The following is a 26,887-nucleotide window of genomic DNA, read 5'->3' as shown; positions in this document are numbered from 1 at the left end:
CTGCGGAGGCCGAATCGCCCGGGAAGCGGCGAGGGGGAGGAAAAAGATCGCGATGAAAGACCCCGTGGACGTCCTGATCATCGGCGCCGGCGCTTCAGGCGCGGCGGTGGCGTGGTCGCTGGCCGAGACCAAGATGCACATTCTCTGCCTGGAGCAGGGCGGCTGGATGAACCCGGCGGAATATCCCAGCACGGGCCGGGACTGGGAAGCCAAGTTCTACGGCGAGTGGTCGTCGAGCCCGAACGTCCGCGGCCGGCCCGAGGACTATCCGATCAACGACGACAATTCGCCGATCAAGGTCGTCAACTACAATGCGGTCGGCGGCTCGACGGTGATGTACACCGCGCACTGGCCGCGGCTGCATCCCTCCGATTTCAAGGTGAAGACGCTCGACGGCGTCGCCGACGACTGGCCGATCGACTACGACGCGCTGACCCCGTTCTTCGAGGAGAACGACCGGATGATGGGCACATCCGGCCTGTCGGGCGATCCGCTCTCGCCGCTGACGCATCCGCCGATGCCGCAACAGCCGATGGGATTGTCCGGTGCGATCATCGGCAAGGCCATGAACAAGCTCGGTTGGCACTGGTGGCCGTCGGACACCACGGTCGCGACCATGGATTATGAGGGCCGGGCTCGCTGCATCAATCTCGGCCATTGCACGCCGGCCTGCGCGCAAGGCGCCAAATCCTCGACCGACATCACCTATTGGCCGCATGCGGTCCGCGCCGGCGTCGAGCTGCGCACCCATTGCCGGGTGCGCGAGATCACCACCGACGAGAACGGCATGGCCTCGGGCGTGGTCTATTACGACAAGGACGGCGTCGAGCAGTTCCAGCCGGCGCATGTCGTCATCATCGCCTGCAACGGCGTCGGCACGCCGCGGCTGCTCTTGAACTCCGCGTCGGGGCGCTTTCCGAATGGGCTTGCCAATTCGTCGGGCCTTGTCGGCAAGAACCTGATGTTCCATCCCTATGCGCAGATCTACGGCTATGTGAAGGAGCCGACCGATAGCAACCGCGCGCCCCCGACCTGCCTGTGGAGCAAGGAGTGGTATGACACCGATCTGTCGCGCGGCTTCGTGCGCGGCTACGGCGTCCAGTTCGTGCGCGGGGCAGGGCCGGTGTTCGAGGCCGTCGTCAGCGAGCAGAAGGGCATCCTGCCCTGGGGCGCCGATCATCACCGTGTGTTCCGCAAGCTCAACGGCCATCGGCTGGGTTTCTCCGCGATCTGCGAGGACCTGCCGGAAGAGCACAATTGCGTCACGCTCGATCCTGTCCTGAAGGACAGCCACGGCATTCCCGCGCCGAAGATCGACTATACGATCAGCGAGAACAGCCGGAAGATGATGGAGCACGCGCTGTCGCGCGGCCGCGAGGTGCTCGAGACCGCCGGTGCGACCGACATCTGCGTCAACTCGCCGATCCCCTGGGGCGGCTGGCATCTGCTCGGCACGGCGCGGATGGGCACCGATCCCGAACGCTCCGTCGTCAACGAGTGGGGCCGCTCGCACGACGTGAAGAACCTCTTCATCGTCGACGGCAGCATCTTCGTCACCTCGGGCGGGGTCAACCCGACCTCGACCATCCAGGCCCTCGCGCTCTACATCGCCGACCAGATGAAGCAGCGCCTCGCCAATTTGTTCGATTGAGGATTTTCATGACCGAACAGATCACCCTCACGCCGCGGCAGCGCCAGGATTTGCGCGCCATCGCCGCGATGATCATTCCACCGAGCGAGGAATACCGGGTTCCCGGTGCCGATGACGAGATCATCCAGGCCGACATTCTTGCGACCCTCGGCCGCGACACGAGGCCGGTCGCGGCTGCGCTCGATCATCTGGCGCGGCTCGCCGGCATGCTGCTGGCGGACCTCGAACCCGCCGCGCGCGATGGCGTCGCGCAGCAGTTCCGCAGCTCCGGCGGCGCGGCTACCCTCGTCCGCGTGGTGCTGCAATGCTACTACCGCGACGACCGCGTGCTGCGCTCGCTCGGGCTGGAGCTGCGCGCGCCGTTCCCGAAGGGCTATGTGCTCCCGGATGGCGACTGGTCGCTGCTCGACCCGGTCAAGGCAAAAGGGGGCGCGCTGCGGCGGGCGCCCTAGCCGCCTGGGCAGTCCAGCCTTGCGCTCGAGGCGGATCCCTTGCGCCGGCAGGAACAGGCCACCATCTGTGTGAGCCTCAAGGACTCTTGCCATGCTGGATTTTACCTCAGACATCGCCGATGACGCCTCGTCATCGCGAACGACAGCGGCTGCGCCGGTCGATGACCGGGCGCTGCTGGATGCCTATTCCAATGTCGTGATCGACGTCACCGACCGCGTCGGTCCTGCCGTCGTGCGCGTCGAGACCGGGCCCAAGGTGCCGAACGGCCGCGAGCGCGGCGGGCTCGGCTCGGGCATCGTGATCTCGCCGGATGGGCTCGTGCTCACCAACAGCCATGTGGTCGGCGCCTCCAAGGAGATCCGGCTGCGGGATGTGGAAGGCCATGTCGGCGACGCCCAGGTGCTCGGCGCCGATCCCGACACCGATCTTGCGCTGCTGCGCGCCAACGGCGTGCGCCACTTGCCCTATGCCGCGCTCGGCAACTCCAAGACCCTGCGGCGCGGCCAGCTCGTGATCGCGATCGGCAATCCGCTCGGATTCGAATCGACCGTGACCGCGGGCGTGGTCTCGGCGCTGGGACGCTCGATCCGTTCGGTCAGCGGCCGCACGATCGAGGACGTCATCCAGACCGATGCCGCGCTCAATCCCGGCAATTCCGGCGGGCCGCTGGTGTCGTCGAATGCCGAGGTGATCGGCATCAACACCGCTATCATCAATGGCGCGCAAGGCATCTGCTTTGCGGTCGCCAGCAACACCGCCCAATTCGTGCTGGCGGAGATCATCCGCCACGGCTATGTCCGCCGCGCCTATATCGGCGTCGCCGGGCAGACCGCGCCGGTCCCGCGGCGGCACGCCGTGCTGGCCGGCGTCGAGAATAAGATGGGCGCGCTTCTGATGCAGATCGAGCCGGACGGGCCGGCCGCGAAGGCGGGCCTGTTGCCCGGCGATGTCGTGATCAGGCTCGACGGCGTCGAGATCAACGGCGTCGACGACCTGATCCGCGTGCTCGACCGCGACCGGATCGGCCGGCGGCTCGCCATGGACGTGCTGCGGCTCGGCCGCCTGCGGGCGATAGACATCGACCCGATCGAGCGCAAGCCCGCCCGCTAGCTGCGAGCCCGCGGGCGAGGTATGACGATGTCATGCCTCGCCTCCGGAAACTTGCCGCATGATGCCGGCGCATGAGACTTACGACGTCATAGTCGTCGGCGCCGGTGCCGGCGGCATGACGGCGGCGGCGGTCGCCGCCGCCGAAGGCCTGAGTGTGCTGGTGATCGAGAAGACCGCGTTCGTCGGCGGCACCACCGCGTGGTCCGATGGCATGGTCTGGATTCCTGCCAATCCCAAGATGAAGGCGGCGGGGCTTTCCGACAGCGTCGCCGATGCCGTGCAGTATCTGTCGAGCACGGTCCCCGAGCCCGCCAATGCCGGCCTGCGCGCGGCCTTCCTCGCGCGCGGGCCTGAGGCCGTCACCTATCTCGAAGCCAAGACGGAAGTGCGGCTCCAGCCGGTGAAGACCTGTCCGGACTATTATCCCGAACGGCTGGGCGCGACATCAGGCGGGCGCGCGCTCGAGCCCGTGGCTTTCGACGGCACGCGGCTGGGCCGGGCTTTCGCGCGATTGCGGCCGCCGCTGCCGGAGTTCACGCTGTTTGGCGGAATGATGGTCAATCGGCTCGACATTCCGCACCTGCGCCGGATCGGAAAATCGCTGCGTTCGACCCTGCGCGCGGCGCGGCTGGTCTCGGAATACATGATGCAGCGGCTGCGCAGCTCGCGCGGCACCACGCTGCATCTCGGCAACGCGCTCGCCGCGCGGCTCTACGCCTCGCTGCTGGCGCGGCAGGGCGAGATCCTCTTTAGCGCGGATGTCGAGGATTTGTCGATGCAGGGCGATCGCGTCAGCGGGGTGGTGATCCGTCACGGCTCCCGCGACCGCGCGATCGCGGCGCGCCGCGGCGTGGTGCTTGCGACCGGCGGCTTTTCGCACGATGCCGCTTTGCGTAAGCGGTTCTTCCCGCCTGCGGCAGGATTTGTCTCGGCGACCAGTCCATCAGGCACAGGCGACGGGCTTCGGCTCGCGGCGACGGCCGGTGCTGCGCTCAATACCGAGGCGACGAGCCCGGCCTATTGGGTGCCGGCCTCGCTGTTTCGTCGAGCCGACGGCAGCCGTGGCGTCTTTCCGCACACGGTGACCGATCGCGCCAAGCCCGGCGTGATCGCCGTCAACGCTGCGGGCCGGCGCTTCGTCAACGAGGCGCTGTCCTACCACGAGTTCGTGCTCGCCATGCTGCGCGACGGCCATGGCGAGCCCGATCGGCCGTTCTACCTGATCTGCGATCGTCAGTTTCTATGGAGCTATGGCCTCGGCCGCATCAAGCCGTTCACGCGTAACTTTCGGCGCTATGTCGCGAGCGGCGAGTTGGTCGAAGCTCCCGACATCACGCAGCTCGCTGCGAAGATCGGCATCAAGCCGTCTGTGCTCACAGCGACGATCGCGGCCTACAATATTGACGCGAAGGAGGGACGCGATCCCGAATTCGGCCGCGGCAGCACGATTTACCAGCGCCATCTCGGCGATATCAGCCACAAGCCGAACCCTTGCGTCGCGCCGATCCTCCGCGCGCCGTACTTCGCGCTGCGGATCTATCCGGCCGATCTCGGCACGGCGATCGGCATGAAGGTCGATGCGCAGGCCCGCGTGCTGCGGGGCGACGGCACGCCGATTGCGGGCCTTTACGCCTGCGGCAATGACATGGGCTCGATCATGAACGGCAACTGCCCTGGCCCGGGGATCACGCTCGGGCCGGCGCTGACGTTCGGGTATATCGCGGGACGGCATCTGGCGGAGGGTGGTGTGACGCGCGAGTTGGCAAAAGTGCAGATGTGATCTGGGCGGCGGCCTCTTCGCCTCTCCCCGCAAGCGGGGAGAGGGAGAGAAACATTACTCCGCCGCCGCTGCAAACCGGCTGTTCTCGAGCTCTGCTTCCAGCCGCGCCGTCTCGGCCATCGCCTGCTTGATATTGCCTTCCTTGACGTGGCCGAAGCCGCGGATCGTCTCGGGCACGCGAGCAAGCCTTGCCAGCAGCGGGATCTGCGCCGCTTTCAGCCCAACGATCCGCTGATCGATCATCGTCAGATAATTCTCGATCAGCTTCCGCTCGGTCCGGCGCTCCTCAGTGCGGCCGAACGGATCGAACGCGCCGCCGCGCAGGAATTTCAGCTTGGCCAGCACGCGGAAGGCGTGGATCATCCAGCCGCCGAACTCCTTCTTCCGGAGATGCCCGGTCGTCTTGTCGCGCTGCGTGAAGATCGGCGGGGCGAGGTGGAACTTCAGCGAAAAGTCGCCGTCGAACTTCTCCGAGACCTTCTTGGCAAAGCTGCCGTCGGTGTAGAGCCGCGCGACCTCGTACTCGTCCTTGTAGGACATCAGCTTGAACAGATTCTTGGCCACGGCCTCGGTCAGCTCCGTGGACGCGGGCGAGGCCGCGCTCTCCGCCTTGCGCACCTTGGCGACGGCTGCGAGGTAGCGGTCGGCATACGCCTTGTCCTGATAGCCGGTCAAAAATTCCGCGCGCGTTGCGATAATGTCGTCGAGCGATTTGGTCGGCGCGGATGCCCGGCTCTTGAACTGGAGCACGCTGCGCACCCGCGACATGTCGTGGGCGGCCAGGCGCCCCCAGGTGAAGGCGAGCTTGTTCATCTCGATTGCGGCGCCGTTGATCTCGATGGCGCGGAGCAGGGCCTCGAGCGAGAGCGGAATCGCGCCCTTCTGGAAGGCGAAGCCGAGCATGAAGGGATTGGTCGCGATGGAATCGCCCATCAAGGCCGCCGCGATGCCTGTCGCGTCGATGATGTCGAGGTTCTTGTCACCGACGGCGTCGCGCAACACGGTCTGCATCGTGCCCATCTCAAAATCGAGATCGGGGTTTTGCACGAAGCTCGCGGTCGGCTGCAGATCGGCATTGATATAGGCCTTCGTCACCCCGCGTTCGGCGCGGCTGAGCGCGGAGGGACCCGCCGAGACGATCATGTCGCAGCCGAGGATGACGTCGGCGCCGCCGGTGGTGATGCGGACGGCGGAGATATCCTCAGGCTTCGGCGCGATGCGGACATGGCTCATCACCGCGCCGTTCTTCTGCGACAGGCCGGTGAAGTCCAGCGCCGAGCAGCCGCGGCCGTTGACATGGGCGGCCATGCCGAGCAGCGCGCCGATGGTGATGACGCCGGTGCCGCCGATGCCGGTGACGAGGATGTTGTAGGGTCCGTCCAGCTCACGCGCCGGCGGCAGCGGCAAATCGGCGAACAGCTGGCCGGAGTCCACTGACGACGTCTTGATCCGCTTCAGCGTGCCGCCATGCACGGTGACAAAGCTCGGGCAGAAACCTTCGACGCAGGAAAAGTCCTTGTTGCAGTTCGACTGGTCGATCTGGCGCTTGCGGCCGAACTCGGTCTCCAGCGGCTGCACCGAGACGCAGTTGGAGGCCTGCGAGCAGTCGCCGCAGCCTTCGCAGACGAGCTCGTTGATGAAGGCGCGCTTGGCGGGATCGGGATAGAGCCCACGCTTGCGGCGGCGGCGCTTTTCGGCCGCGCAGGTCTGGTCGTAGATGACGACCGTGAGACCCTTGATGTCGCGCAATTCGCGCTGCACGGCATCGAGCTCGCGGCGGTGATGGATGGTCGCGCCTTGCGGGAAGTAGTTGCCTTCGGGGTATTTGCCCGGATCATCCGAGACGATCGCCAGCCGCTTGACGCCTTCGGCCCAGACCTGATGCGCGATCTGCGCGACGTTGAAGGCGCCCTCGGCGGGCTGACCGCCGGTCATCGCGACGGCGTCGTTGTAGAGGATCTTGTAGGTGATGTTGATGCCGGCGGCGGAGGCGGCGCGAAGGGCGAGAAGCCCGGAATGGGTGTAGGTGCCGTCGCCGAGGTTCTGGAAGATGTGCTGCTCGGTGGTGAAGGGCGACTGGCCGATCCAGTTCACGCCCTCGGCGCCCATGTGCGAGATCAAATCGGTGCGGCGGGTCGGCATGCTCAGGGCCATGCCGTGGCAGCCGATGCCGGCCATGGCGCGGCTGCCCTCCGGCACGCGCGTCGAGGAATTGTGCGGGCAGCCCGAGCAGAAGAACGGCGTGCGCGCGAGCTTGATCGGCGCGCTGGTGGTGACGGGATTGTCGAAGGCCTCGAGCCGCGCTAGGCGCTGCTCGAGCACCGGGCTGTGATGGCCGAGCTTGCGCAGCCGCGCCACCAGCGCGCCAGCCACGATGGTTGGCGTCAGCTCGCCCTCGCTCGGCAGCAGCGGCGCGCCGCGCTCGTCGCGCTTGCCCGTGACGGTCGGGCGCCTCGACGCGTCGATGTTGTAGAGGATGCGCATCAGCTGGTCTTCGATGAAGCCACGCTTCTCCTCGACCACCAGGACGTCCTGAAGTCCTTCGGCGAAACGCCTGGCGCCGCTCTCCTCGAGCGGCCAGGTCAGCGCGACCTTGTAGATGCGAAGGCCGAGATCCTGCGCGTCCTTGTCGGTAATCCCTAAGTCGGCGAGCGCTTGGCGCAGATCGAGATAGGCCTTGCCGGTTGCGACAATGCCGAGCCGGGCCGGCTTTGAATCGAGCACGATGCGGTCGAGCTGGTTGGCGCGGGCAAAAGCCTGCACGGCGGCCATCTTCGGGCCGAACAGGCGCCTCTCGGCGTCCAGCGGCGGATCGGGCCAGCGGATGTTGAGGCCGCCGGGCGGCATCTCGAAATCATCGGGCAGCTTGATCTGGATACGTTCAGGGTCGCTGTCAATCGACGCCGAGCTTTCGACGGTCTCGCTGATCGCCTTGAAGCCGACCCAGCAGCCGGAGAAACGCGACAGCGCAAAACCGTAGAGACCGAGATCGAGATAGTCCTGCAGCGTCGCCGGATTGATCACGGGGATCAGCGCCGCCGCGAACACCTGCTCGCTCTGATGCGCGAGCGTCGAGGACTGGCAGCCATGGTCGTCGCCGGCCAGTGCCAGCACGCCGCCATTGAGCGAGGTGCCGGCCGCATTGGCGTGCTTGAGCGCGTCAACCGAGCGGTCGACGCCCGGGCCCTTGCCGTACCAGATGCCGAACACGCCATCGACCTTGGCGCCGGGAAACAGCCCGACCTGCTGGCTGCCCCAGACCGCGGTCGCAGCCAGGTCCTCGTTCAGGCCGGGCACGAAGGCGATGTCGTGCTGCTGAAGGAAAGACTTCGCCCGCCACAGCGCGTGGTCGTACATGCCGAGCGGGGAACCGCGGTAGCCGGAGATGAAGCCGCCGGTGTTGAGTCCTTGAAGCCGGTCGCGTTCGCGCTGCAACATGGGCAATCGAACCAGGGCCTGCGTGCCGGACAGGAATATCCGCTTCGATTCGAGCCGGTATTTATCGTCCAGCTCGACCTGCATCAGCGTCATTTCGGAAGTCCTTGTTGTCCTGGTCGGGCGAGGGATTTTGCGCCGCGGGAGGCTTGCGGCTGAGCGAAGCGGGAGATCGCAGTCAAGAGCATGGGCCGGCGAAGTCAATATCGCTGGCCGCATCCGTGGCGCTCCTGCTAGTCATGGCTTGTTGTGGAGAACATCATGACCGCAGACGCATTCGACACCGAGATCACCGAGACGGCCGAGGCCTTGATCGGGCCGTGGCGCCAGCCGCGCCAGATGCTTCACGCGCAGGTCTACGATGCGCACGCCTCGATCCATGACGATGCCACCGCGCAGAAGCTCGGCTTCAAGGGCGGCACCATCGAAGGACCGACGCATTTCAGCCAGTTCGCCCCGCTTGGCGCGCGGTTGTGGGGACAGGCGTGGTTCGAGAGCGGCTGCCTGTCCGCGCATTACCGCAGCGTCTGCTACGAGGGCGAGGAGGTACAGGCGATTCTGTCGAAGCCATTGCCGGGCGCGAGCCAGTGCCAGATCCAGATGGTCAAGCGCGACGGCACCGAAGTGCTGCGCGGCACGGCCTCGGTCGGCGAACCGCACGCGGCGACCGCGCTGGAGACCCGCCTCACCGAGCTCAAGCCGCTCGCCGATCCCGTGATCCTGCGCGAGGTGACGATCGCGCAGACCAGCAAGCGCCAAGCGGTGCGGATGGCGTTCGACCAGACCATGGGCGACCTCTATCCGTTCTCTCTCAGGCAGAAGCTCGCCGTCATCACCGAGAACTCTCCTTACTATTCGGGCTCAGACAATCCGTGGGGCAGGGCGATCATCCCGATGGAGATGCTGAGCGTGCTGTTCCAGTACCGCTCCAAGGACGATCCGTTGCCGGCCAAGGGCCCGGCGGTCGGCCTGTTCGCCGACCAGGAGATCAGGCTGGTGAAGGGCCCGCTCTTCGTCGACGAAGGGTACGAAGTCGAGCGCGAGGTGGTCGCGCTGTCCGGGAGCCGCCGCACCGAAAGCGCCTGGGTCAAGACGCGCGTGTTCGACAAGACGGGCACGATGGTGGCCACCATGCTGCTCAACATGGCGACGCTGAAGGACTCGTATGCGCCGTATGAGGAAGAGTATCGGCGACTGTATGGGGCGGGGCGGTAGAGGCAGGGCGTCACCACACACGCTCCTTGTCATTCCGGGGCGACGCGGAACGTCGAGCCCGGAATCCATTTCGCCTCGGGTATTGTGGCCCGATGGATTCCGGGCTCGCGACTTCGTCGCGCCCCGGAATGACGCCGCTTCCCCGCCCATCCTTTAAGCAAATGCACGTCGCAAAGCCGTCGCACAGGGAATAAGCAGCCGTCAGCTGCTGACGTAACCTTCTGAGTGCGCAGCAAATTCTCTCGCGGCCTGTGTCCCACCGCAATTGTACACAATGGCACGGCGTTTGCAGAACTGCCGGCAAAGAGAGTTCTCGCGGGGGCCTTGAGTCATGTTGAACTCGACCAAGCCGACACTGGGCGTCATCAGCGCCGAGCCCGAGCCGATCAGGCTCGACTGGCCCGCCACCGCGCTTCTCATCATCGACATGCAGCGCGATTTCATGGAGCCGGGCGGCTTCGGCGAAACGCTCGGCAATGACGTCAGCCAGCTTGCGCGTGCGGTGAAGCCGATCGGCGCGGTGCTGAAGGCGGCGCGCGACACCGGCATGCTGGTGATCCACACGCGCGAGGGCCATCTGCCCGACCTCTCCGATGCGCCGCCGGCGAAAGTCGAGCGCGGCGCGCCGAGCCTTCGCATCGGCGCTCCCGGCCCGATGGGGCGCATTCTCATTCGCGGCGAGGCCGGCCATGACATCATCCCCGAGCTCTATCCGCTCGACAGCGAAGTCGTGATCGACAAGCCGGGCAAGGGCGCGTTCTACGCCACCGAGCTCGCCGACGTGCTGGAGAAATACGGCATCGAAAATCTGCTGGTGTGCGGCGTCACCACCGAAGTGTGCGTCAACACCACGGTGCGCGAGGCCAATGACCGCGGCTATCGCTGCGTCGTGATCTCGGACGGCTGCGCATCCTACTTTCCCGAGTTTCACGAGATGGGCCTGAAGATGATCAAGGCCCAGGGCGGCATCTTCGGCTGGGTCGCGGACTCAGCCGCAGTACTGGAGGCGATGAAGATTTCCACATCAGCTTAGGGGCATCACCATGAGCACAATGACGGGGACGGCCGGCAAATCTGATCTGAACACGTCCGGGTTCAAGCCGGTACTATGGACATCGGGCGACTGGAACGCGTTTTTCGGCTTCGGCACCAACATCCTCGTCAACATGCTGGTGCTCACGGGCCTACTTCGCTTCGTTTTGAAGATGCCGGACAGTCTGGTGTTCGGCCGCATCCTGCCCGCGCTCGGGCTGATGATGTGCCTGTCGACCTTCTATTACGCCTACCTCGCCTACCGCTTGGCACAGAGGACCGGCCGCACCGACGTCTGCGCGCTGCCCTCGGGCGTCAGCGTGCCGCACATGTTCATCGTCACCTTCGTGATCATGCTGCCGATCACGATCAAGACCGGCGATCCGCTCAAGGGCTGGTCGGCCGGCCTCGTCTGGGTGTTCTTCCAGAGTTTTATTCTCATGATCGGCGGCTTCATCGCGCCGTTCATTCGAAAAATCACGCCGCGCGCGGCGCTGCTCGGCACGCTCGCCGGCGTCTCCGTCACCTTCATCTCGATGCGCCCGGCGCTCGAGATGTACATGACGCCGCAGATCGGTCTCGTCTGCTTTGCCATCATCCTGGTGAGCTGGTTCGGCGGCGTGAAATACTGGCGCGGTATTCCGGCGGGTCTCGTCGCCATCGCGGCCGGCATGATCATCGCCTGGGGCTCGAACCTGTTCGGCCTTGGCCTCGGCGGATTGAGCATCGCGGGTGTCGGCGTAGCGTTCGCCAATTTCGGCTTCTCGGTGCCGATCCCGGCGGTGGGCTACGTCTTCTCCGGCTTCGAATTCCTCGGCGTCATCCTCGTCACCGCCATTCCGTTCGGCATCTATGATCTCGTCGAGGCCATGGACAATGTCGAGAGCGCGGAAGCCGCCGGCGACGAATATCCGACCACGCGCGTTCTCACCGCCGATGGCGTCGTCAGCCTGATCGGCTGTCTGATGGGCAATCCCTTCATCAACGCCGTCTATATCGGTCATCCCGGCTGGAAGGCGATGGGCGGCCGCATCGGCTACTCGGCTGCGACCGGCATCATGGTGGTCGTGCTGGCCTGGTTCGGCATCATCTCGGTGCTGCTGGCGCTCGTGCCTGTGGTCGCGATCTCGCCGATCCTGCTTTACATCGGCATGCTCATCGGTGCGCAGGCGTTCCAGACCACGCCGGTCAAGCATGCGCCCGCGATCGTGCTGGCACTGACGCCGCATCTGGCCGCCTGGGCCAAGCTCCAGATCGACACCATGCTGGGCTCGACCATGATGGCGGCGACCAGCGTCGGCGGGCTCGCCGCCGACAAGGCCGATGCGGTCAAGGCCGCGGCGATCGCCGCGCTACCGCAGCAGGGCGTGTTCTATCACGGGCTGGAGGTGATGGGCGGCGGCTCCATCCTCGGCGGCCTCATCCTGGGCGCGATCGGTGTCTTCATCATCGAACGCGATTTCGAGAAGGCTTCCGCCTTCGCGCTGGTCGGTACGGTGCTGACCTATTTCGGCTTCATGCACGGTGAAGCCGTCGGCATCGGCGGCGGCTTCGGCGTCACGCCCGCGGTTGCGTTCGCCTATGCGGTGATGGCGGCCGGCCTGTTCACGGCCAGCAAGCTCGGCACCACCGAGCACTATGCCGCGCATCCGGAGATGCACGCCGCGCCGGCGGAGTAGGGAAGCGAAGCTATCTCGCGGCCGGACGACGATGAGTCGCCCGGCCGCTTTCTTTCTGGCCCTCTACGCCGGGCCGACTCAGCCGAGCCGGCCAATCCATTCGCGGAATAGCTCCGGGCCGGCTTCCACCGCCGCTGCAAGGTCCTGCAGGCGGGTGTCGCGCGCCGTGCGCGGCGAGTAGCCGAAGTGCTGCCGGAAGCTGCGGCTGAAATGGGCCTGGCTCACGAAGCCGAACGCAGCGGCGATCTCTGCATTCCAGCGATCTTCATCGGCGTCATCAAGCAGCACGTGGATCGCTTCGAGCCGCCGCCCGCGAATGTAGTCGGCGACGCCCGCGAGCGGCGCGAAGACGCGATAGAGCACCGAGCGCGACACGCCGATCTCGCGGCAGATGGTTGCCACCGACAGGTCGTTGCGGCCCAGATTCTGGTCGATGAAGCGGCTGGCGCGGTGAAGGATGGCGATGTCACGCCGGGCAAGCCCCTGCTCGCGCGGCCGGGCGGCCACGCCGAAGCATCCGCGCAGCAGATCGAGCGTCGTCCGGACCGCATCGGGCGCATCGTTCTCCTCCATCGCCGGAAGCCTGCGCCGCAACAGCGCCATATGATCGGCGAGAACGCGGCCGGCGGCACCGTCAAGGACGAGGCCGTGCAGGTCGAGGCCATCGGGCGCGGCACTGACGATCGGATCGCGCTCGACGTCGAGGCTGATGGTGTCGGTCGCCGTGGCGATGCCGTCGAAGGGCCGGGTCAGATCGAGCACCAGCACCTGGCCGGGACCGGCCGAGATCGGCTCGCCATCGACTTCGCCGCTCCAGGCGCCGCGCCTGAGCAGCAGCAGCGCGAATGAATTGCGGCCATCGGCCTTGGCCAGTGCGGCGGAACGGGTGAAGCGCACCGGCGCCATCCGGGTGGACGCGGCGACCAGGCCACCGAGCAGCCATGCCTCGGCCAGGACCTCGAAGTCGTCCCGGTCCGTGCCCTCGGGGACCGACACGTCATAGTGCGTGAGAATCGCCCGGTAGCGGTCGAGCCGCTCGGCGACAGGCAACTCCGCGGTGTCGAAGCGCAGATACGGAATTTTCGTCATGCCAGGCCGCTCCCTCGGCAGTTGGTCTGCAAATTGGGACGATCAGGCAAGTTTGCGCACCGTCGAACCGCAGTCTCCAGACATGAATATTCATATTATTGCGCGCGGGCCAGACGTGCGTGCTTCGCGGCCTGGACAATTTGCAATGACGTGAAGGTAAGGTGATGGACATGCGGGGGATGACGGTTGCGGTGGGGCCGGACGAGGATCGGGTTGTCGCGAGGGGGACGCCGCGGCGTGCCTGCAGGCAGTCCTTGCTCGGAATTTGCACCGCCGCGGTGCTTGCCCCCTTGGCTGTCCTGCTGGATGCGTCGTCGGCGCAGGCGCAGTTCGTTTGCGTCAATGCCAGCAACAGTGCGGCCGGTGCGAGCGCGAGCTCGATAGAAAGCGTGGCTTGCGGCACCAATTCATCCGCGACCACGGGTGGCTCCGCATTCGGCGAATCGAGCTCTGCCGGTCCCGAGGCCGCGGCCTTTGGCGCCGGCAGTCTGGCCTCTGGTGGCCTCAGCACAGCGCTGGGTTATCGAAGCATCGCAAGCGGCTTCTTTAGCACAGCGGCTGGCAGCGCCAGCGCGGCCACCGGCGCCCTGAGCTCGGCATTTGGCTACCAAAGCTCCGCGAGCGGGTACACCGCCACGGCCGTGGGCTATCGGGCAGGCGCGGGTGGCGACGGCAGCACGGCTCTTGGCTACGCGACAGTCGCAGGCGGCAACGCCAGCACGGCCGCGGGCAATTCCAGTCGCGCGGACGCCGAAAATGCGCTTGCAGTGGGTACAAACGCGAACGTCTATGCTGCCGGCACCAACGGCACGGCCGTCGGTTACAATATCGGCGTGAACGGCGCCAATAGCACCGCGGTCGGCGCGAGCAACGCGATCTCCGGCGACAACAGCGGTGCGTTCGGCACCGTGCAGATCGTCCGAGGGGACCGCAGCTTCACACTGGGCGGCAACAACACGATCAACGGCGCCAGCCAGGCCGGCTGGGGCAACGTCGTCAACGTGGTCGGCTCCAATAACACCGTGGCCGGCACCGCGAGCGCGGCCGGCTCCTCGGTGTTCGGCACCGGCAACGCCGTCAACGCACCCAATGCGCTGGTGATGGCGAACACGGCGACCGTGACCGGGTCAGGCGGCATCGCGATCGGCAACACCGTATCGGTCGCAGGCGCCAACGCCGTCGCCGTCGGCAACAACACCAGCGCCGGCTTCGCCAACTCCGCCGCGATCGGCAACGGCGCCGCAGCGACGCGCGCCAATCAGCAGGCGTTCGGCACGGCAGGCAACACCTACACCATGGCCGGCATCACCTCGTCGGCCAGCAAGGCCGCGCAAAGCGGCGCGACGCAGCTTGTCACGTCCGACGGCGCCGGCAATCTTGCGACCACCACGCTCGCCAATCTCGGCCTAGCCTCGACGAGCGATCTCAGCGCCATCAATGCCCAGCTCGCCAGCATCAATGGCCGCCTCGACGACCTCAGCACGCGAACGAGCAAGACGACCAACGGCGTCGCCATGGCCTTTGCCATGGCCGGCGTGCCGACGCTGCTGCCGGACGAGACCTTTGCCATGACAATGAACTACGGGACCTTCGAGCGGGCCAACGGTCTAGCGTTCAATGCGGCGCTGCGTATCAATCGGAACATGCAGTTCAACGGCGGCATCGGCTACGGGCCGGACGAGAAGGTCGCCGGCGGACGCGTGGGCCTGCGCGTGGGCTGGTGAGCCCACCGCGATCGTCTTCTTACGATGGGCGGCGTCGGGTGATCACCCGCCCTTGACTGCACCCGCGGTGAGCCCGGCCACGATCTGCCGCTGCGCAAACACCGTCAGCAGCAGTACCGGGAGGGTGACGATCAGCGCGGCGGCGGCGAGCGGCCCCCAGCTCAACTGGTCGAACGAGATCATGTTGTAGACTGCGACGGGCAGGGTGCGCGTCTCGCGTCCGGCCAGCACGATGCCGAAGACGAAGTTGTTCCAGGAGAAGATGACGGCGAGGATGAAGGCGACCGCGATCCCAGGCTTGGCGATCGGCAGGGCGACGTGGCGAAAGACCTGCCAGCGCGTGGCGCCGTCGATCAGGGCGGCCTCTTCCAGCTCGAGCGGCGTGGTCTCGAAATAGCCGATCATGATCCAGATCACGATCGGCACCGTCACGACGAGATGGATGATGATCTGCGGCACCAGCGTGCCGAGCAATGCCAGCCACTGGAACAGCAGGAACAGTGGGATCAGGTAGGACAGGCCGGGCGTGATGCGGGCGATCAGGATCACGATCGCGGATTTGTGCGCGGCCATGCGTGCGATGCCGTAGCCGGCGGGGACGCCGACGATCAGCGCCAGCGCGGTCGCACTGCCGGTGACGACCAGGCTGTTGATGAAATAGGTCAGGAAGCGGTTGGAGGCCAGCACGTCGGCATAGTTCTTCCAGGCGATATGCTCGGGGAAGAACACCGGCGGGTAGGCGGCGTTGTCGACCTCGAATTTGAGCGACAGCGACAGCATCCAGAGGAAGAACAGGATTGCCGGCGACACGATGACGAACACCGAAAGCCACAGGCCGATCTTGCCGATGATCTGACGAGGTGTCATGCGTCGCTCGCGATTTCGGTCCACACCATGCGCTGGCGGGCATACAGCATCACCGCGGCAAGCAGGACGATCAACAGGAAGAACACCACCGCGATCGCCGAGCCGTAGCCGAGGTCGTAATAGGTGAAGGCGACGCTGTAGAGGTAGATGTTGATCGTCTCCGACGCCGAGCCGGGTCCTCCTTGCGTGATCGCGAAGATGATGTCGAAGCTCTTCACCGCGTCGATCATGCGGATCATGCCGGCGATGAACAGGAACGGCATGATCAGCGGCAGCGTGATGAAGCGGAACACCTGCCAGAGATTGGCGCCGTCGATCTGCGCGCTCTCATATGGCTCGGTCGGGATTGCGGCGAGGCCGCCGAGCACGATCAGCATCACGAGCGGCGTCCATTGCCAGGTCTCGACCAGCACCAGCGAGGGAATGACGGTCGCGGGATGAAACACCCAGAGCTGCGCCGGTATCCCGACCAGCGACAAGATGTAGTTCAGCACGCCGAGCTGCGGGTGGAACATCATGGTCCAGACCAGCGCCATCGCGACGGGCGTCGCCATCATCGGCATGATGAAGACGCCGCGCAGGAAGCCGCGGCCGGCGAATTTCTGGTGGAACACCACGGCTGCGAACGTGCCGAGCACCAGCGGCAGCAGCACCGACAGCGCGGTGTAGACGATGGTGTGGCCGACCGCCTCGAGAAAGCGCGGATCGCTGGTCAGCCGCAGATAGTTGGAGAGCCCGACGAAGGTGGTCGGCGAGCCGACCTTCCACTCGTTCAGGCTCATCCAGATGGTGAAGACCCACGGGAAGATGATGATGGCGAGCACGACGACCAGCGCCGGCACCACGAACGGCCAGTAGGACGGCGGGCGCAACTCTTTCTCCGGCGCGGCATCGGACCGTGCCGCGGCCGGATCAGCTTGTGTCAACGCACTCACGCCTTTTCGCTACGCTCCAGGATCGGCCGGAACTGGTCGTTGGCCTTCTTCAGCTCGGCGGCCGGGTCGGCCCCGGACAGCGTCGCGGTGAGCGCCGCGCCGACGATATCGCGGAATTCGGCGACGGGGACGACCACGGGCAGGCCGAGCTTGCTGATCTTGCCGGACTCGATCACCGATTGCAGCCACTCCGGCGGCATCTTCACGCCCTTCTGGATCTCGGGATCGTTCAGGATCGAGCTGCGGAACGGGACGCCGCCGCCGGCCTGGAGCAGGCGCGCGCCCTGCTGCTTCGAGACCACCCACTGGCAGAGCAGGTAGGCGGCTTCCTTGTTCTTGCTCGCCGCCGCAATGCCGATGCCGTCGCCGTAAGTGGACGAATAATGTCCCTTGGGTCCGGCGGGCACGACGGTGTAGCCGACCTTGCCGACGACGCGCGAGGCGGCCGGATCCTCCAGCGGCGGCGCCCAGCCGACGCCGTCGATCCACATCGCCGAGCGTCCTTGCGTGAACGAGGCCATCGACTCCATCCAGTTGAAGCCGGCGACGCCGGGCGGGGCGGACTTCGTCAGCAGCGTCTGGTAGAGCTTCGTTGCCGCGATCGCTTCCGGGCCGTCGGTCAGGATGTTGCGCTTGTCGTCGAGGAATTCGCCGCCATAGTTGAGGAAGAAGTTGGTCCACAATGCCATGTTGGCGTTGCGCAAGCCCCGCCCGACGAAGCCGTAGGTGCCTTCCTTGGGATCGGTGAGCTTCTCGGCGGCAGCGACCATCTCGTCGAGGGTCTTCGGGACGGCCACGCCCTTCTTCTGGAACAGCTCCTTGTTGTAGTAGAGGATGAAATAGTCCACCGACCACGGCAGCGACAGCATCTGCCCCTTGTCGTTCTTGGCATATTGCAGGCCCGCGGCGGAAAAATCGCTCTCGACGAGATCGGGTGCGGTCAGCGACGGGTCCTTCATGAAAGGCGTCATGTCGGCGAGCCAGCCGGCCTTTTCGAACTGCCGCTTCTGCACGTGATAGCTGAGATGGACGACGTCGAAGCTCGGCCGGCCCGAGGTGAACTCGATCACGACCTTCTGGCGCTGCTGCTGCTCAGGGATCTGCTCGGCTTCGACCTGGATGCCGGTGAGATCGGTGAACTCCTTGATGTTCTTTTGCAGGTTGTCGCCGCGCGGCCCCTTGGCGAGGATCACCTCCAGCTTGGTCCCGGCATATTTCTTCCAGTTGACCTCGGCGCGCGCCGGCAATCCGGTCAGGCTGAGCGCGCCAGCCGCTGCCGTGCCCGTCAAGAGCGTACGGCGCGAGATTCTGTAGTCGACCACTTCAAGTCCTCCCTGTGACTCATCGTCTTTGGGAGGGATACTAGCGACCGTGCCACGCCTGCCTAGTCCTAATTCGAAGGAATCAAGGCCGCACGGCCGGTGTTTCCATCGGCAGGCCGCGCGCCCGCGACATCAAATAGAGCTCGAGCGCGACGAGCTCCGGTGCGCCGTAATCGTAGGCCTGGGCGCGGACGCCGGACATGCAGCTTCGCAGACGCCGCTCCAGCGACCCCAGCGTCTGCCATTCCAGCCGATACAGCGGATAGCCGGTCGGCTGCGCTTGCGTGATCGGCGCGCCGGCGAGATGCTTGTCAAAGTTGTCGTCGTGGCAATTGGTGCAGGCGAGGTTGAGCTGGCCCTCGCGCTGCATGAAGAGGTCGCGGCCCTGTTCGACAAACGGCTTGAGTTGCGGGTCGTCGCCAGCCGTGATCGCGACGCCGCGCGACTGGTGGGCGACGAACGCGGACAGCGCCAGCAGGTCGCGGCTCTCGTAGGGGAGTGGCGTTGCCTGCTGATGATTGGCGCGGCAGAGGTTGATGCGTTGATCGAGCGTGATGGGACGGCCCACCGCCTTCTCGAAGGCGGGATAGCGCGCTGCGACGCCTTTCATGCTGCCTCGCGCATCGCCGTGGCAATCCGCGCAGGCCTTCTCCGCGCTGCCGGTCTTCTTCGTCCAGAGCACCTCGCCATCGAGCACGAACAGCATGCCCGGATTGGCGGTGTCGTCATCCTGCATGGTACGCGTGTCCGGCCCCATGAAATCGTAGCCGGAGCGACGCGCCTCGGGCGCAATCTCGCCGGCAAGCAGGGCGGGGCTCGCGGAGAGCAGTATCGCCACCGCTATCGCGCGCCAAAATTTCATTCGACCGTGATCGATGCCGACGCGGTGGACGAATAGCCGTTGTCGCCGGTCCATTCGAACTCGAACTTGCCGCTCTCCTTCGCGACCGTGAAGAACGAAAGGTATGGGTTCGCGGCGATCGCCGGAAACAGGTCGGCGCGAAAGACCTCGGTGCCGTTGTAGCGGCAGGTGAAGCTCGTGATGATGTCGCGCGGCACGAGCCCGCCATCGGCGGTGTGGCGGAAGCCGGTTTCCATGATGTGCGAGGTCAGCGTGCGGATCTCGATGACGTCGCCGCGCCTGGCCTTTGCCGGAACGTTGATCAGCGCGGCCATCAGTTCATCTCCTCGGTGCAGGCGGCCAGCGTCACGACGACGTCGGCGGCGACCTGCCAGAAGCTGTCGTCGGAGAGACGCGCGATCGCGACCACCTTCTGGGTATCGGCGAGCCGGATCCTCGTCGAGACCTGGGCTCGGCCGGCCCACGGGCCGAGATGGAAATTGCCGATGTTCGGCTGCGGGTTCTTCTCGTTGAAGACGTGGATGCTCCTGACGTAGTCATCAGGCGTCATCGGGCTTGCGACGCTGACGGTCATTGGCACGGTGTTGCCGTTCTCGACCAGCGGCGGAATGTCGAGCTTCACCCTGCCGGTGCGAATCGGGGCTTCACCGACGACGTTGCGGATCGCCGTGTTGAGCATCCCGGGCGTCGCCTCCAGCGGCCGCAGCGTGACGATCGGGATCGTTCCCGCAGCGGTGATGCCTCCGGCAAGGCTCAGGAATTGTCGTCGCGTGGTTGGCATGAGCAGTCCTAGTCCCGAAGCGTTGCTAGATAGGCCACGATGTCCTCGATCTCCGCGGCGGACAATATCGGCTTGCCGGCAAAATTGCGCCCGACCCGCACGAGGCCGTCATTGCGATAATAGGACGGCATGATGGTCTCCGCGTTGAAGCGCGACGCATCGACCAGACGAAGCCGCAACTGGCTCACCGACCACCGGTTCCCGGCGCCGGAGAGATCGGGCGCGAGGTCGCCCTGGAACCGCGTTTCCGGAAACGGGCCGGAATGGCAGAGGATGCAGGTCGTCGCGCGCGCCAGCACCAGCGTGCGTCCGCGCGCGGCATCGCCGGGCGTGCCGGTGAGCGAAGCCGGAATGCCGTCGCCGACGATTGTGTAAGGCGCGAGCTCGTCCGCTTGGGTGGGCAATGCCAAGGCGAGGCTCGCTACGATGAATACCGCAATCGCAGATATTGGATTGAATGACTGAGGCCGCCGCGAACTCCTCTTACCTCTCCCGCTTGCGGGAGAGGTCGCCGCGTAGCGGCGGGTGAGGGCTCTTTCCTCTTGGGGGTTCTCGCGGGCGGAGACACCCTCTCCCCAGCCCTCCCCCGCACGCGGGGGAGGGAGCGCATCGTGTTCGTGGCGGCAGGCTCGTCCCATCATTGCTCTAGCCAAAGGTGTCTGCCGTGATGGTTTGAAACCAGCGCGCGGCCTCGTCAGCCTCGCGGGCGCGCAGTTCGCGGGGGGCATCGACCGGGCTGGTCGCGCCGCCCTCGACCTCGGCAAAGATATCGCCCCTGGGCTGGTAGTTGCCGGCGAGCGAAAAGCCGTAACCGGGCGCGACGGTGTTGTAGCAGACACCGGTGAGCCGCGGCGTCTCCGGGGCGCGGCCTGCGAGCAGGTTGACGATCGCGACGGCGCAGGCCTTGCCTTGCGCGCTCGCGGCCGACGCCGATTTGGGTATGCCGCCGCCGAGGCAGGCATCGCCGATGACGTGGATATTTCGGACGAGCTTCGACTCGAAGGTCACAGGATCGATCGGGCACCAGCCGGTCGCATCCGTTGCGCCCGCGATCTGGGCGACGTGGCCGGCGCGCTGCGGCGGGATGACGTTGGCAACGTCAGGGGTGTAGTTGCCGAACTCGGTGACGATGGTCTTCGTCGAAGCGTCAACGGAAGTCACGCGGCCGCCTTGCGACAGCGCGATGCGCTCGATCATGTCGCCATAGAGCTCCTTCCAGGCCCGCTCGAACAGCCGCTGCTGGGAGAAGCTATCCTTGGCATCGAGGATCAGCACCTTCGCGCGCGGCTTCTTCGTCTTCAGGTAGTGAGCGATCAGGCTCGCGCGTTCGTAAGGCGCCGGCGGACAGCGCGAGGGATTGGCGGGGATTGCAATGGCGACCGTGCCACCGTCTTCCATCGCCTCCAACTGCCGGCGCAGCAGCAGCGTCTGCGCGCCGGCCTTCCAGGCGTGCGGCATCTTTTCCGACGCCGCCTCGTCGTAGCCGGGCAGGGCTTCGACATGGAAGTCGATGCCGGGCGAGAGCACGAGGCGGTCGTAAGTGAGCGTGGCGCCGTCGGTCGTCGTGACGCTGCGCCTTTCGGGATCGACGGTTGTTGCCGCCTGGGCAACGACGGTGATGCCTTCGGCGACAAGCTTGTCATAGCCGAGCTGCTGCGCCTCGATCTCGCGCAGGCCTGCGATCACCTCGTTGCTGAACGGGCAGGATGTGAAGACCTTGTTCGGCTCGATCAGCGTCACCTGCAATTTGGCGTCGGCGCGTTTGAGCGCGCGGGCACAGGCCGCGCCGCCAAAGCCGCCGCCGACCACGACGACGCGGCCCGCCGATTGCGCGCGCAGGATTGAAGGTACTGCGTACGATGTGGCCGCGGCGGTGATGCCGAGGACGGCATTCCGCCGTGTCACCGGCGCATTCATGGGTCTCATCCGGAAAATGCCGCGGCGGCCGTCGTGGCCGCCGCGAGTTGTTCCTTGAGCGTGATCTTCTCGGAAAACCGCTTCGCTCTTTGCGCTAACGCGGCCCTTCGAGTCCGGATCATGCTCTAGGCGAAAGTGATGTTCTGGTCGCGCAGCGGAACGGAACGGATGCGCTTGCCGGTCGCGGCGAAGTACGCGTTGAGCACGGCCGGTGCGGCAACACCGATGGTCGGCTCACCGACACCGCCCCAGAATCCGCCGCTCGGCACCATCACCGATTCCACCTTCGGCATCTCGTTGATGCGCATCGAGTTGTAGGTGTCGAAGTTGGTTTGCTCGATCTTGCCGTCCTTGACGGTGCAGCCGCCGTAGAACAGCGCGGACAGGCCATAGACGAAGGAGCCCGCGATCTGCCGTTCCACCTGCGCCGGATTGACGACGTAGCCGGGGTCGGTGGAGGCGACGATGCGGTGCACCTTGATCTTGTTGCCGTCGGTCACCGAGATCTCGGCGGCGCCGGCGACGTAGCTGCCATAGCCCATCACCTGCGCGATGCCGCGATAGACGCCTTGCGGCGCCGGCGTGGTCCAGCCGATCTTCTCGGCCACGGCATTGAGCACCGCCAGATGCTTGGGGTGATTGCCCATCAGCTTGCGGCGGAACTCGAGCGGGTCTTGGCCTGCGGCATGGGCCAGCTCGTCCATGAAGCATTCCATGTAGATCGCGTTGTGATTGACGTTGACGCCGCGCCAGAAGCCGGGCGGAACGTGCGGATTGCGCATCGCATGCTCGATCAGCAGGTTCGGCACCGAATAGCCGAACGCGGCCTCGCCAGATTGGGCGACACCCTGGAACGCGGCCGGGTCCATTCCGTTCTGGAGCGCTTCGGGGCGAAGCGAGAACAGGATCGACTGTCCCGACAGGCGGTAGTGCAGCGCGACCAGGTTGTTGTCGGCGTCGAACGCGCCGGTCATCTTGCACTGGGTGATCGGGTGATACCTGCCGTGCGCCATGTCCTCTTCGCGCGACCACAACAGCTTGACCGGCGTGCCCGGCATCTGCTTGGCGATCATGACCGCCTGGCGGACGTAGTCGGTCTGGCCGCGCCGGCCGAAGCCGCCGCCAGGCATTACCTTGTGCACGTCGCACTTCTCTGCCGGCAGGCCGGAGGCCTCCAGCACCGCCGCGAAGGCTGCCTCGCCGTTCTGCGTGCCGCACCAGACCTCGCATTTGTCCGCGGTGTAGAGCGCCGTGGCGTTCATCGGCTCCATCGTGGCGTGGTTCTGGTAAGGGTAGTTGTAGACGGCCTCGACCTTCTTGACGGCGCCGGCAATCGCCGCCTTGGCGTCGCCGTTCTTGTTGCCGACATAGGCCGGCTGCCCGTTGTCGAGGCCTTCCGCCAGCCACTTCGCAATCGACTCGCTGGAGACCTTGGCGTTGTCGCCTTCGTCCCAGACGATCGGCAGCGCTTCCAGCGCGGTCTTGGCGTGCCACCAGGTGTCGGCAACGACCGCGACCGCGGTATCGCCGACCTTGACGACCTTCTTGACGCCTTTCATGCCGGCGATTTTGGCCTCGTCATAGCTCTTCAGCTTGCCGCCGAACACCGGGCAGTCCTTGATCGCGGCGTTCAGCATGCCCGGCAGCTTGACGTCGATGCCGTAGACCATCGTGCCGGTGGTCTTGTCGGCGGTGTCGAGGCGCAGCACGCCCTTGCCGATCAGCTTCCAGTCCTTCGGATCCTTCAGCTTGACGTCGGCCGGCGGCGTCAGCTTGGCCGCAGCCTCGGCGACCTTGCCGTAGGTTGTGGTCCTGCCCGACGGCGTATGGGTGATGACGCTCTTCGCGGCGGTGCATTCGGATGCCGGCACTTTCCACGAATCGGCGGCGGCCTGGATCAGCATCACGCGCGCGGTGGCGCCGCCCTTGCGGACATAGTCCTGCGAAGAGCGGATGCCGCGGCTGCCACCGGTCGAGAAATCGCCCCAGACGCGCTTGCGGGCGACGCTCTGGCCGGGTGTCGGATATTCGGTCGAGACCTTCGACCAGTCGCATTCGAGTTCCTCGGCGACGAGTTGGGCGAGGCCGGTGAGCGAGCCCTGGCCCATCTCGGAGCGGGCGATGCGGATCACGACGGTGTCGTCGGGCCTGACCACGACCCAGGCGCCGATTTCGGGCGAGCCGTCGGCTGCGCGCACCACGGCGGGACCGCCGAAGGGGATATCGAGGCCAATTGCGAGGCCTGCGCCGACCGCGGCGGTGCCGATGACGAAGGCACGGCGGTTCATCTTGGGAGAGACGTGCTTGTTCATGGGGCGGTTCCTTACGCGCTGGCGATCGTGTGGATCGCTTCGCGCACCTGCTGGAAGGTGCCGCAGCGGCAGATATTGGTGATGGCCTCGTCGATGTCGGCGTCGGTCGGCTTCGGCTTCTCGTTCAGCAGCGCCGCCACCGCCATGATCATGCCACTCTGGCAATAGCCGCATTGCGGAACGTCCTTGGCGATCCAGGCTTCCTGCACCTTATGCAGCGTGCTGCCGGACGCCAGCCCCTCGATCGTGGTGATCTTCTTGCCTTCGGCCTCGGCGACCGAAACGCCGCAGGCGCGAGTCGCGATGCCGTCGATGTGAACCGTGCAGGCGCCGCATTGTGCAATGCCGCAGCCATATTTGGTGCCGGTCAGCCCGGCATTCTCGCGGATCGCCCAAAGCAGCGGCGTATCCGGCTCGACGTCGAGTGTGAGGGATTTTCCGTTGATTGTAAGGTTTGCCATCGCAGTCCCCTGATTGGTCCAATCCACCGATTGGACTCAGGGGCGCAATGTGTCCGGCAAATTGGAACTGTTCAAATCAACAGTCCGCGGGGTGGCCGTCAAAGAGATGGAAGCGCGCCGGGAAGATTGTTGGGTGTTCGGTGTTGCAGTCAATTGCCCGCTCGCGACCGCGGAGGCGATCGTTCATGAAATGGCCCGTCACAAGCTGAGGGCGTTTGGTGTCGCAAACGAGAATGCGATCCGGATCATCAGCAAAAGACGAGCTCTATCCCAGTCCGGTCCGCAGCGACATCCGCGCCCTGCTGGCGCGCAATGCCTCGCGGATGGAGAAGGGCTTCGAGACGTTGGGCAGCATGCCCGCACTGACGCGCCCGGCCGCGAGTTTCTCGGCGCGTTCTTCGCCTGGTGCAGCGATGTCCTGGCGAGCAGGCGGAAGCTGCTTGCGAGCGAACGCTGCTGATTGCTCGCTTCGCCGCGGGCCGGGTTCCAGGCGCCAATCCGCGGCTTGGGGCGACGCCCGGCCGTGAACGCCGGTTCCAGGCCCGATCACCGCTGCATTGCGGCGACAGTTTGTCCCCTTTTGCCGGGATGCAAGACGAGGTCGCTCTGGTACACTGAGTCGAAGCCAGAGGAGTTCCATGGACGTGCCGAGCCCCTGCAACGTGTTGATGCTCTACCCGCTGTTCACCGCGGAGTCGTTCTGGAGTTTTGGCGAATCCTGCAAGCTGATGGGCGTGAAGCGACCCGCAGCTCCCCTCGGCCTGATAACCGTTGCCGCGATGCTGCCTGCCGACTGGACGGTGCGCCTCATCGACTGCAACACGTCGCCCCTGGGTGACGAGGATCTCGCCTGGGCCGACGTCGTCTTCACCGGCGGAATGCTGCCGCAGCAGGCCGACACGCTGCGCCTGATCGAGCTATGCCGCGCGGCGGGCAAGCCGGTGGTCGTCGGCGGCCCCGATCCGACCTCGAGCCCCCACATCTATGAGAGGGCCGACTTCCGGGTGCTCGGCGAGGCCGAGAGTGTCATCGACGAATTCATCGCGGCCTGGGAGGGCGGTGCGCGCTCCGGCGTCTTCACTGCGCCGAAATTCCAGGCCGATGTCACCAGGACGCCGGTGCCGCGGTTCGACCTGCTCAAATTCGAAGATTATCTCTATATCGGTGTGCAGTATTCGCGCGGCTGCCCGTTCACCTGCGAGTTCTGCGACATCATCGAGCTCTACGGTCGCGTGCCGCGAACCAAGACGGCCGAGCAGATGTTCGTCGAGCTCGAGACGCTCTACCGGATGGGCTACCGCGGCCATCTCGACTTCGTCGACGACAATTTCATCGGCAACAAGAAGTCGCTGCGGCTGTTCCTCCCGCAGCTCGCCGAATGGCAGCGCGCCCACGGCTATCCGTTCGAATTCTCCACCGAAGCCTCGATCAACCTCGCCGACGATCCGGAACTGCTGGAGCAAATGGGGGCGGCCAATTTCTTCGGCATCTTCGTCGGCATCGAAAGTCCGGATCCGGCGACGCTGGTCGCGATGCGGAAGAAGCAGAACACGCGGCGCAACATCGCCGAGAGCATCCACAAGATCTATGCCGCCGGCATTCTCGTCACCGCGGGCTTCATCGTCGGCTTCGACAATGAGAAGCTCTCGATGGCGGAGGCCATGATCGAATTCATCGAGGAGGCGGCGATCCCCGTCAGCATGGTCGGCCTGCTCTATGCGTTGCCCAACACGCAGCTGACGCGCCGCCTGGAGCGCGAAGGCCGGCTGCACCCGGGCCACGATCTGGCGCCGACCATCGGCGCCGATCAGTGCACGGATGGGATCAACTTCGATCCGGTGCGCCCGCTGCGCGACATCCTGATGGATTACAAGCGGGTGCTGGAGCGCATCTACAGCCCGGCTGCCTATGCCGGACGCATCGACCGCTTGATGACGCTGCTCGACCGTTCGCGGCAGCGCCACGCGCTTGCGGAGGGCGATATCCGTGCCAAGCTCGGCGCGATGGAGACCGTGCACCGCGTGGTCACGGCGATCCCCGAAGCGCGCGGGCCGCTCTGGCAGACCTTCATGAACTGCGCCAAGCGCGACACGTCATCGGCGCGGATCGCGGTGCAGATGATCGCGGCCTATGCGCATCTCGGGCCGTTCTCGCGCAAGGTCATCGCCGCCATCGACACGCGCCTCGCCGCGCTCGACGACGAGACGGTCATCCCGGCGGCAACGGTCGACGTGACGGTGGCGCGGCACCTGGCCTGAGGGC

The 26,887-nt window shown here is 65.8% G+C and carries 22 protein-coding genes; 10 read left to right on the top strand and 12 right to left on the bottom strand.

Annotation, left to right across the window (positions count from 1 at the left end; all coding sequences use genetic code 11):
* Window positions 1-52 precede the first annotated feature (52 nt).
* The 4 genes from EI171_RS34525 to EI171_RS34510 all read left to right on the top strand — a co-directional run bounded on the left by EI171_RS34525 (window position 53) and on the right by EI171_RS34510 (window position 4,994).
* Window positions 53-1,651 carry a GMC family oxidoreductase gene (locus tag EI171_RS34525; RefSeq protein ID WP_063921426.1) on the top strand — a complete coding sequence of 533 codons (1,599 nt, stop codon included), beginning with the start codon at window positions 53-55 and terminating at the stop codon, window positions 1,649-1,651.
* A gap of 8 nt (window positions 1,652-1,659) precedes the next feature.
* Window positions 1,660-2,103: a hypothetical protein gene (locus EI171_RS34520; protein WP_161535969.1), complete on the top strand. Its 444-nt coding sequence runs from the start codon at window positions 1,660-1,662 to the stop codon at window positions 2,101-2,103.
* A 91-nt stretch (window positions 2,104-2,194) separates the two neighbouring features.
* Window positions 2,195-3,214: a S1C family serine protease gene (locus EI171_RS34515; protein WP_161535968.1), complete on the top strand. Its 1,020-nt coding sequence runs from the start codon at window positions 2,195-2,197 to the stop codon at window positions 3,212-3,214.
* 58 nt (window positions 3,215-3,272) lie between these two features.
* Window positions 3,273-4,994 carry an FAD-dependent oxidoreductase gene (locus tag EI171_RS34510; protein WP_161535967.1) on the top strand — a complete coding sequence of 574 codons (1,722 nt, stop codon included), beginning with the start codon at window positions 3,273-3,275 and terminating at the stop codon, window positions 4,992-4,994.
* 54 nt (window positions 4,995-5,048) lie between these two features.
* Here EI171_RS34510 and EI171_RS34505 read toward each other — a convergent pair whose 3' ends face one another.
* Window positions 5,049-8,648 carry an indolepyruvate ferredoxin oxidoreductase family protein gene (locus tag EI171_RS34505; protein WP_371740286.1) on the bottom strand — a complete coding sequence of 1,200 codons (3,600 nt, stop codon included), beginning with the start codon at window positions 8,646-8,648 and terminating at the stop codon, window positions 5,049-5,051.
* A 42-nt stretch (window positions 8,649-8,690) separates the two neighbouring features.
* Here EI171_RS34505 and EI171_RS34500 point away from each other — a divergent pair, with 42 nt between their 5' ends.
* From EI171_RS34500 to EI171_RS34490, 3 genes are all read left to right on the top strand, one after another.
* Window positions 8,691-9,644, top strand: a complete 954-nt coding sequence (locus EI171_RS34500) for a hypothetical protein (RefSeq protein WP_161535965.1) — start codon at window positions 8,691-8,693, stop codon at window positions 9,642-9,644.
* A gap of 331 nt (window positions 9,645-9,975) precedes the next feature.
* Entirely contained in the window at window positions 9,976-10,677 is a 702-nt protein-coding gene (locus tag EI171_RS34495; RefSeq protein ID WP_161535964.1) for a cysteine hydrolase family protein, read from the top strand.
* A gap of 10 nt (window positions 10,678-10,687) precedes the next feature.
* Complete coding sequence (locus tag EI171_RS34490) at window positions 10,688-12,355, top strand: regulator (RefSeq protein ID WP_161535963.1); 1,668 nt, start codon at window positions 10,688-10,690, stop codon at window positions 12,353-12,355.
* A gap of 78 nt (window positions 12,356-12,433) precedes the next feature.
* Here the strand turns inward: EI171_RS34490 and EI171_RS34485 are convergent, their stop codons facing one another.
* Window positions 12,434-13,444, bottom strand: a complete 1,011-nt coding sequence (locus EI171_RS34485; RefSeq protein ID WP_161535962.1) for a helix-turn-helix domain-containing protein — start codon at window positions 13,442-13,444, stop codon at window positions 12,434-12,436.
* Window positions 13,445-13,734: 290 nt separating this feature from the next.
* On the opposite strand from EI171_RS34485, the gene EI171_RS34480 reads away from it, so the two are divergent.
* On the top strand, window positions 13,735-15,168 hold the full coding sequence (locus tag EI171_RS34480; RefSeq protein ID WP_246740323.1) for a hypothetical protein: 1,434 nt from the start codon (window positions 13,735-13,737) through the stop codon (window positions 15,166-15,168).
* Between the two features lie 42 nt (window positions 15,169-15,210).
* Here the strand turns inward: EI171_RS34480 and EI171_RS34475 are convergent, their stop codons facing one another.
* The 10 genes from EI171_RS34475 to EI171_RS34430 all read right to left on the bottom strand — a co-directional run bounded on the left by EI171_RS34475 (window position 15,211) and on the right by EI171_RS34430 (window position 24,625).
* Window positions 15,211-16,035, bottom strand: coding sequence for a carbohydrate ABC transporter permease (locus EI171_RS34475; RefSeq protein ID WP_161535960.1), 825 nt, complete (start codon window positions 16,033-16,035; stop codon window positions 15,211-15,213).
* Entirely contained in the window at window positions 16,032-16,970 is a 939-nt protein-coding gene (locus tag EI171_RS34470; protein WP_161535959.1) for a carbohydrate ABC transporter permease, read from the bottom strand. The genes EI171_RS34475 and EI171_RS34470 overlap by 4 nt, the downstream gene beginning before the upstream one ends.
* On the bottom strand, window positions 16,967-18,292 hold the full coding sequence (locus EI171_RS34465; RefSeq protein ID WP_060910977.1) for an ABC transporter substrate-binding protein: 1,326 nt from the start codon (window positions 18,290-18,292) through the stop codon (window positions 16,967-16,969). Before EI171_RS34465 ends, EI171_RS34470 begins: the two co-directional genes overlap by 4 nt.
* Before the next feature lie 82 nt (window positions 18,293-18,374).
* Window positions 18,375-19,154, bottom strand: a complete 780-nt coding sequence (gene soxA / locus EI171_RS34460) for a sulfur oxidation c-type cytochrome SoxA (protein ID WP_161535958.1) — start codon at window positions 19,152-19,154, stop codon at window positions 18,375-18,377.
* A complete protein-coding gene (soxZ, locus tag EI171_RS34455; RefSeq protein ID WP_161535957.1) occupies window positions 19,151-19,468 on the bottom strand; it encodes a thiosulfate oxidation carrier complex protein SoxZ in 318 nt (105 codons plus the stop codon). The genes soxA and soxZ overlap by 4 nt, the downstream gene beginning before the upstream one ends.
* The gene (locus EI171_RS34450) at window positions 19,468-19,935 is read right to left on the bottom strand and encodes a SoxY-related AACIE arm protein (RefSeq protein ID WP_161535956.1); all 468 of its coding nucleotides are present in this window, start codon (window positions 19,933-19,935) and stop codon (window positions 19,468-19,470) included. The genes soxZ and EI171_RS34450 overlap by 1 nt, the downstream gene beginning before the upstream one ends.
* An 8-nt stretch (window positions 19,936-19,943) precedes the next feature.
* Window positions 19,944-20,345, bottom strand: a complete 402-nt coding sequence (gene soxX, locus EI171_RS34445; protein WP_246740322.1) for a sulfur oxidation c-type cytochrome SoxX — start codon at window positions 20,343-20,345, stop codon at window positions 19,944-19,946.
* 235 nt (window positions 20,346-20,580) lie between these two features.
* Window positions 20,581-21,852: an NAD(P)/FAD-dependent oxidoreductase gene (locus EI171_RS34440; RefSeq protein ID WP_161535955.1), complete on the bottom strand. Its 1,272-nt coding sequence runs from the start codon at window positions 21,850-21,852 to the stop codon at window positions 20,581-20,583.
* 125 nt (window positions 21,853-21,977) lie between these two features.
* Window positions 21,978-24,164 carry a molybdopterin cofactor-binding domain-containing protein gene (locus tag EI171_RS34435; RefSeq protein ID WP_028174738.1) on the bottom strand — a complete coding sequence of 729 codons (2,187 nt, stop codon included), beginning with the start codon at window positions 24,162-24,164 and terminating at the stop codon, window positions 21,978-21,980.
* 11 nt (window positions 24,165-24,175) lie between these two features.
* Complete coding sequence (locus EI171_RS34430; protein ID WP_028174739.1) at window positions 24,176-24,625, bottom strand: (2Fe-2S)-binding protein; 450 nt, start codon at window positions 24,623-24,625, stop codon at window positions 24,176-24,178.
* Window positions 24,626-24,674: 49 nt separating this feature from the next.
* On the opposite strand from EI171_RS34430, the gene EI171_RS34425 reads away from it, so the two are divergent.
* Window positions 24,675-25,085: a hypothetical protein gene (locus tag EI171_RS34425; RefSeq protein ID WP_246740321.1), complete on the top strand. Its 411-nt coding sequence runs from the start codon at window positions 24,675-24,677 to the stop codon at window positions 25,083-25,085.
* A 178-nt stretch (window positions 25,086-25,263) separates the two neighbouring features.
* On the top strand, window positions 25,264-26,883 hold the full coding sequence (locus tag EI171_RS34420; protein WP_161535954.1) for a B12-binding domain-containing radical SAM protein: 1,620 nt from the start codon (window positions 25,264-25,266) through the stop codon (window positions 26,881-26,883).
* Window positions 26,884-26,887 lie beyond the last annotated feature (4 nt).

The organism is Bradyrhizobium sp. LCT2 (assembly GCF_009931255.1).
In the GTDB taxonomy this organism is placed as follows: domain Bacteria; phylum Pseudomonadota; class Alphaproteobacteria; order Rhizobiales; family Xanthobacteraceae; genus Bradyrhizobium; species Bradyrhizobium diazoefficiens.
This window is presented reverse-complemented; position numbering and strand designations above follow the sequence as displayed.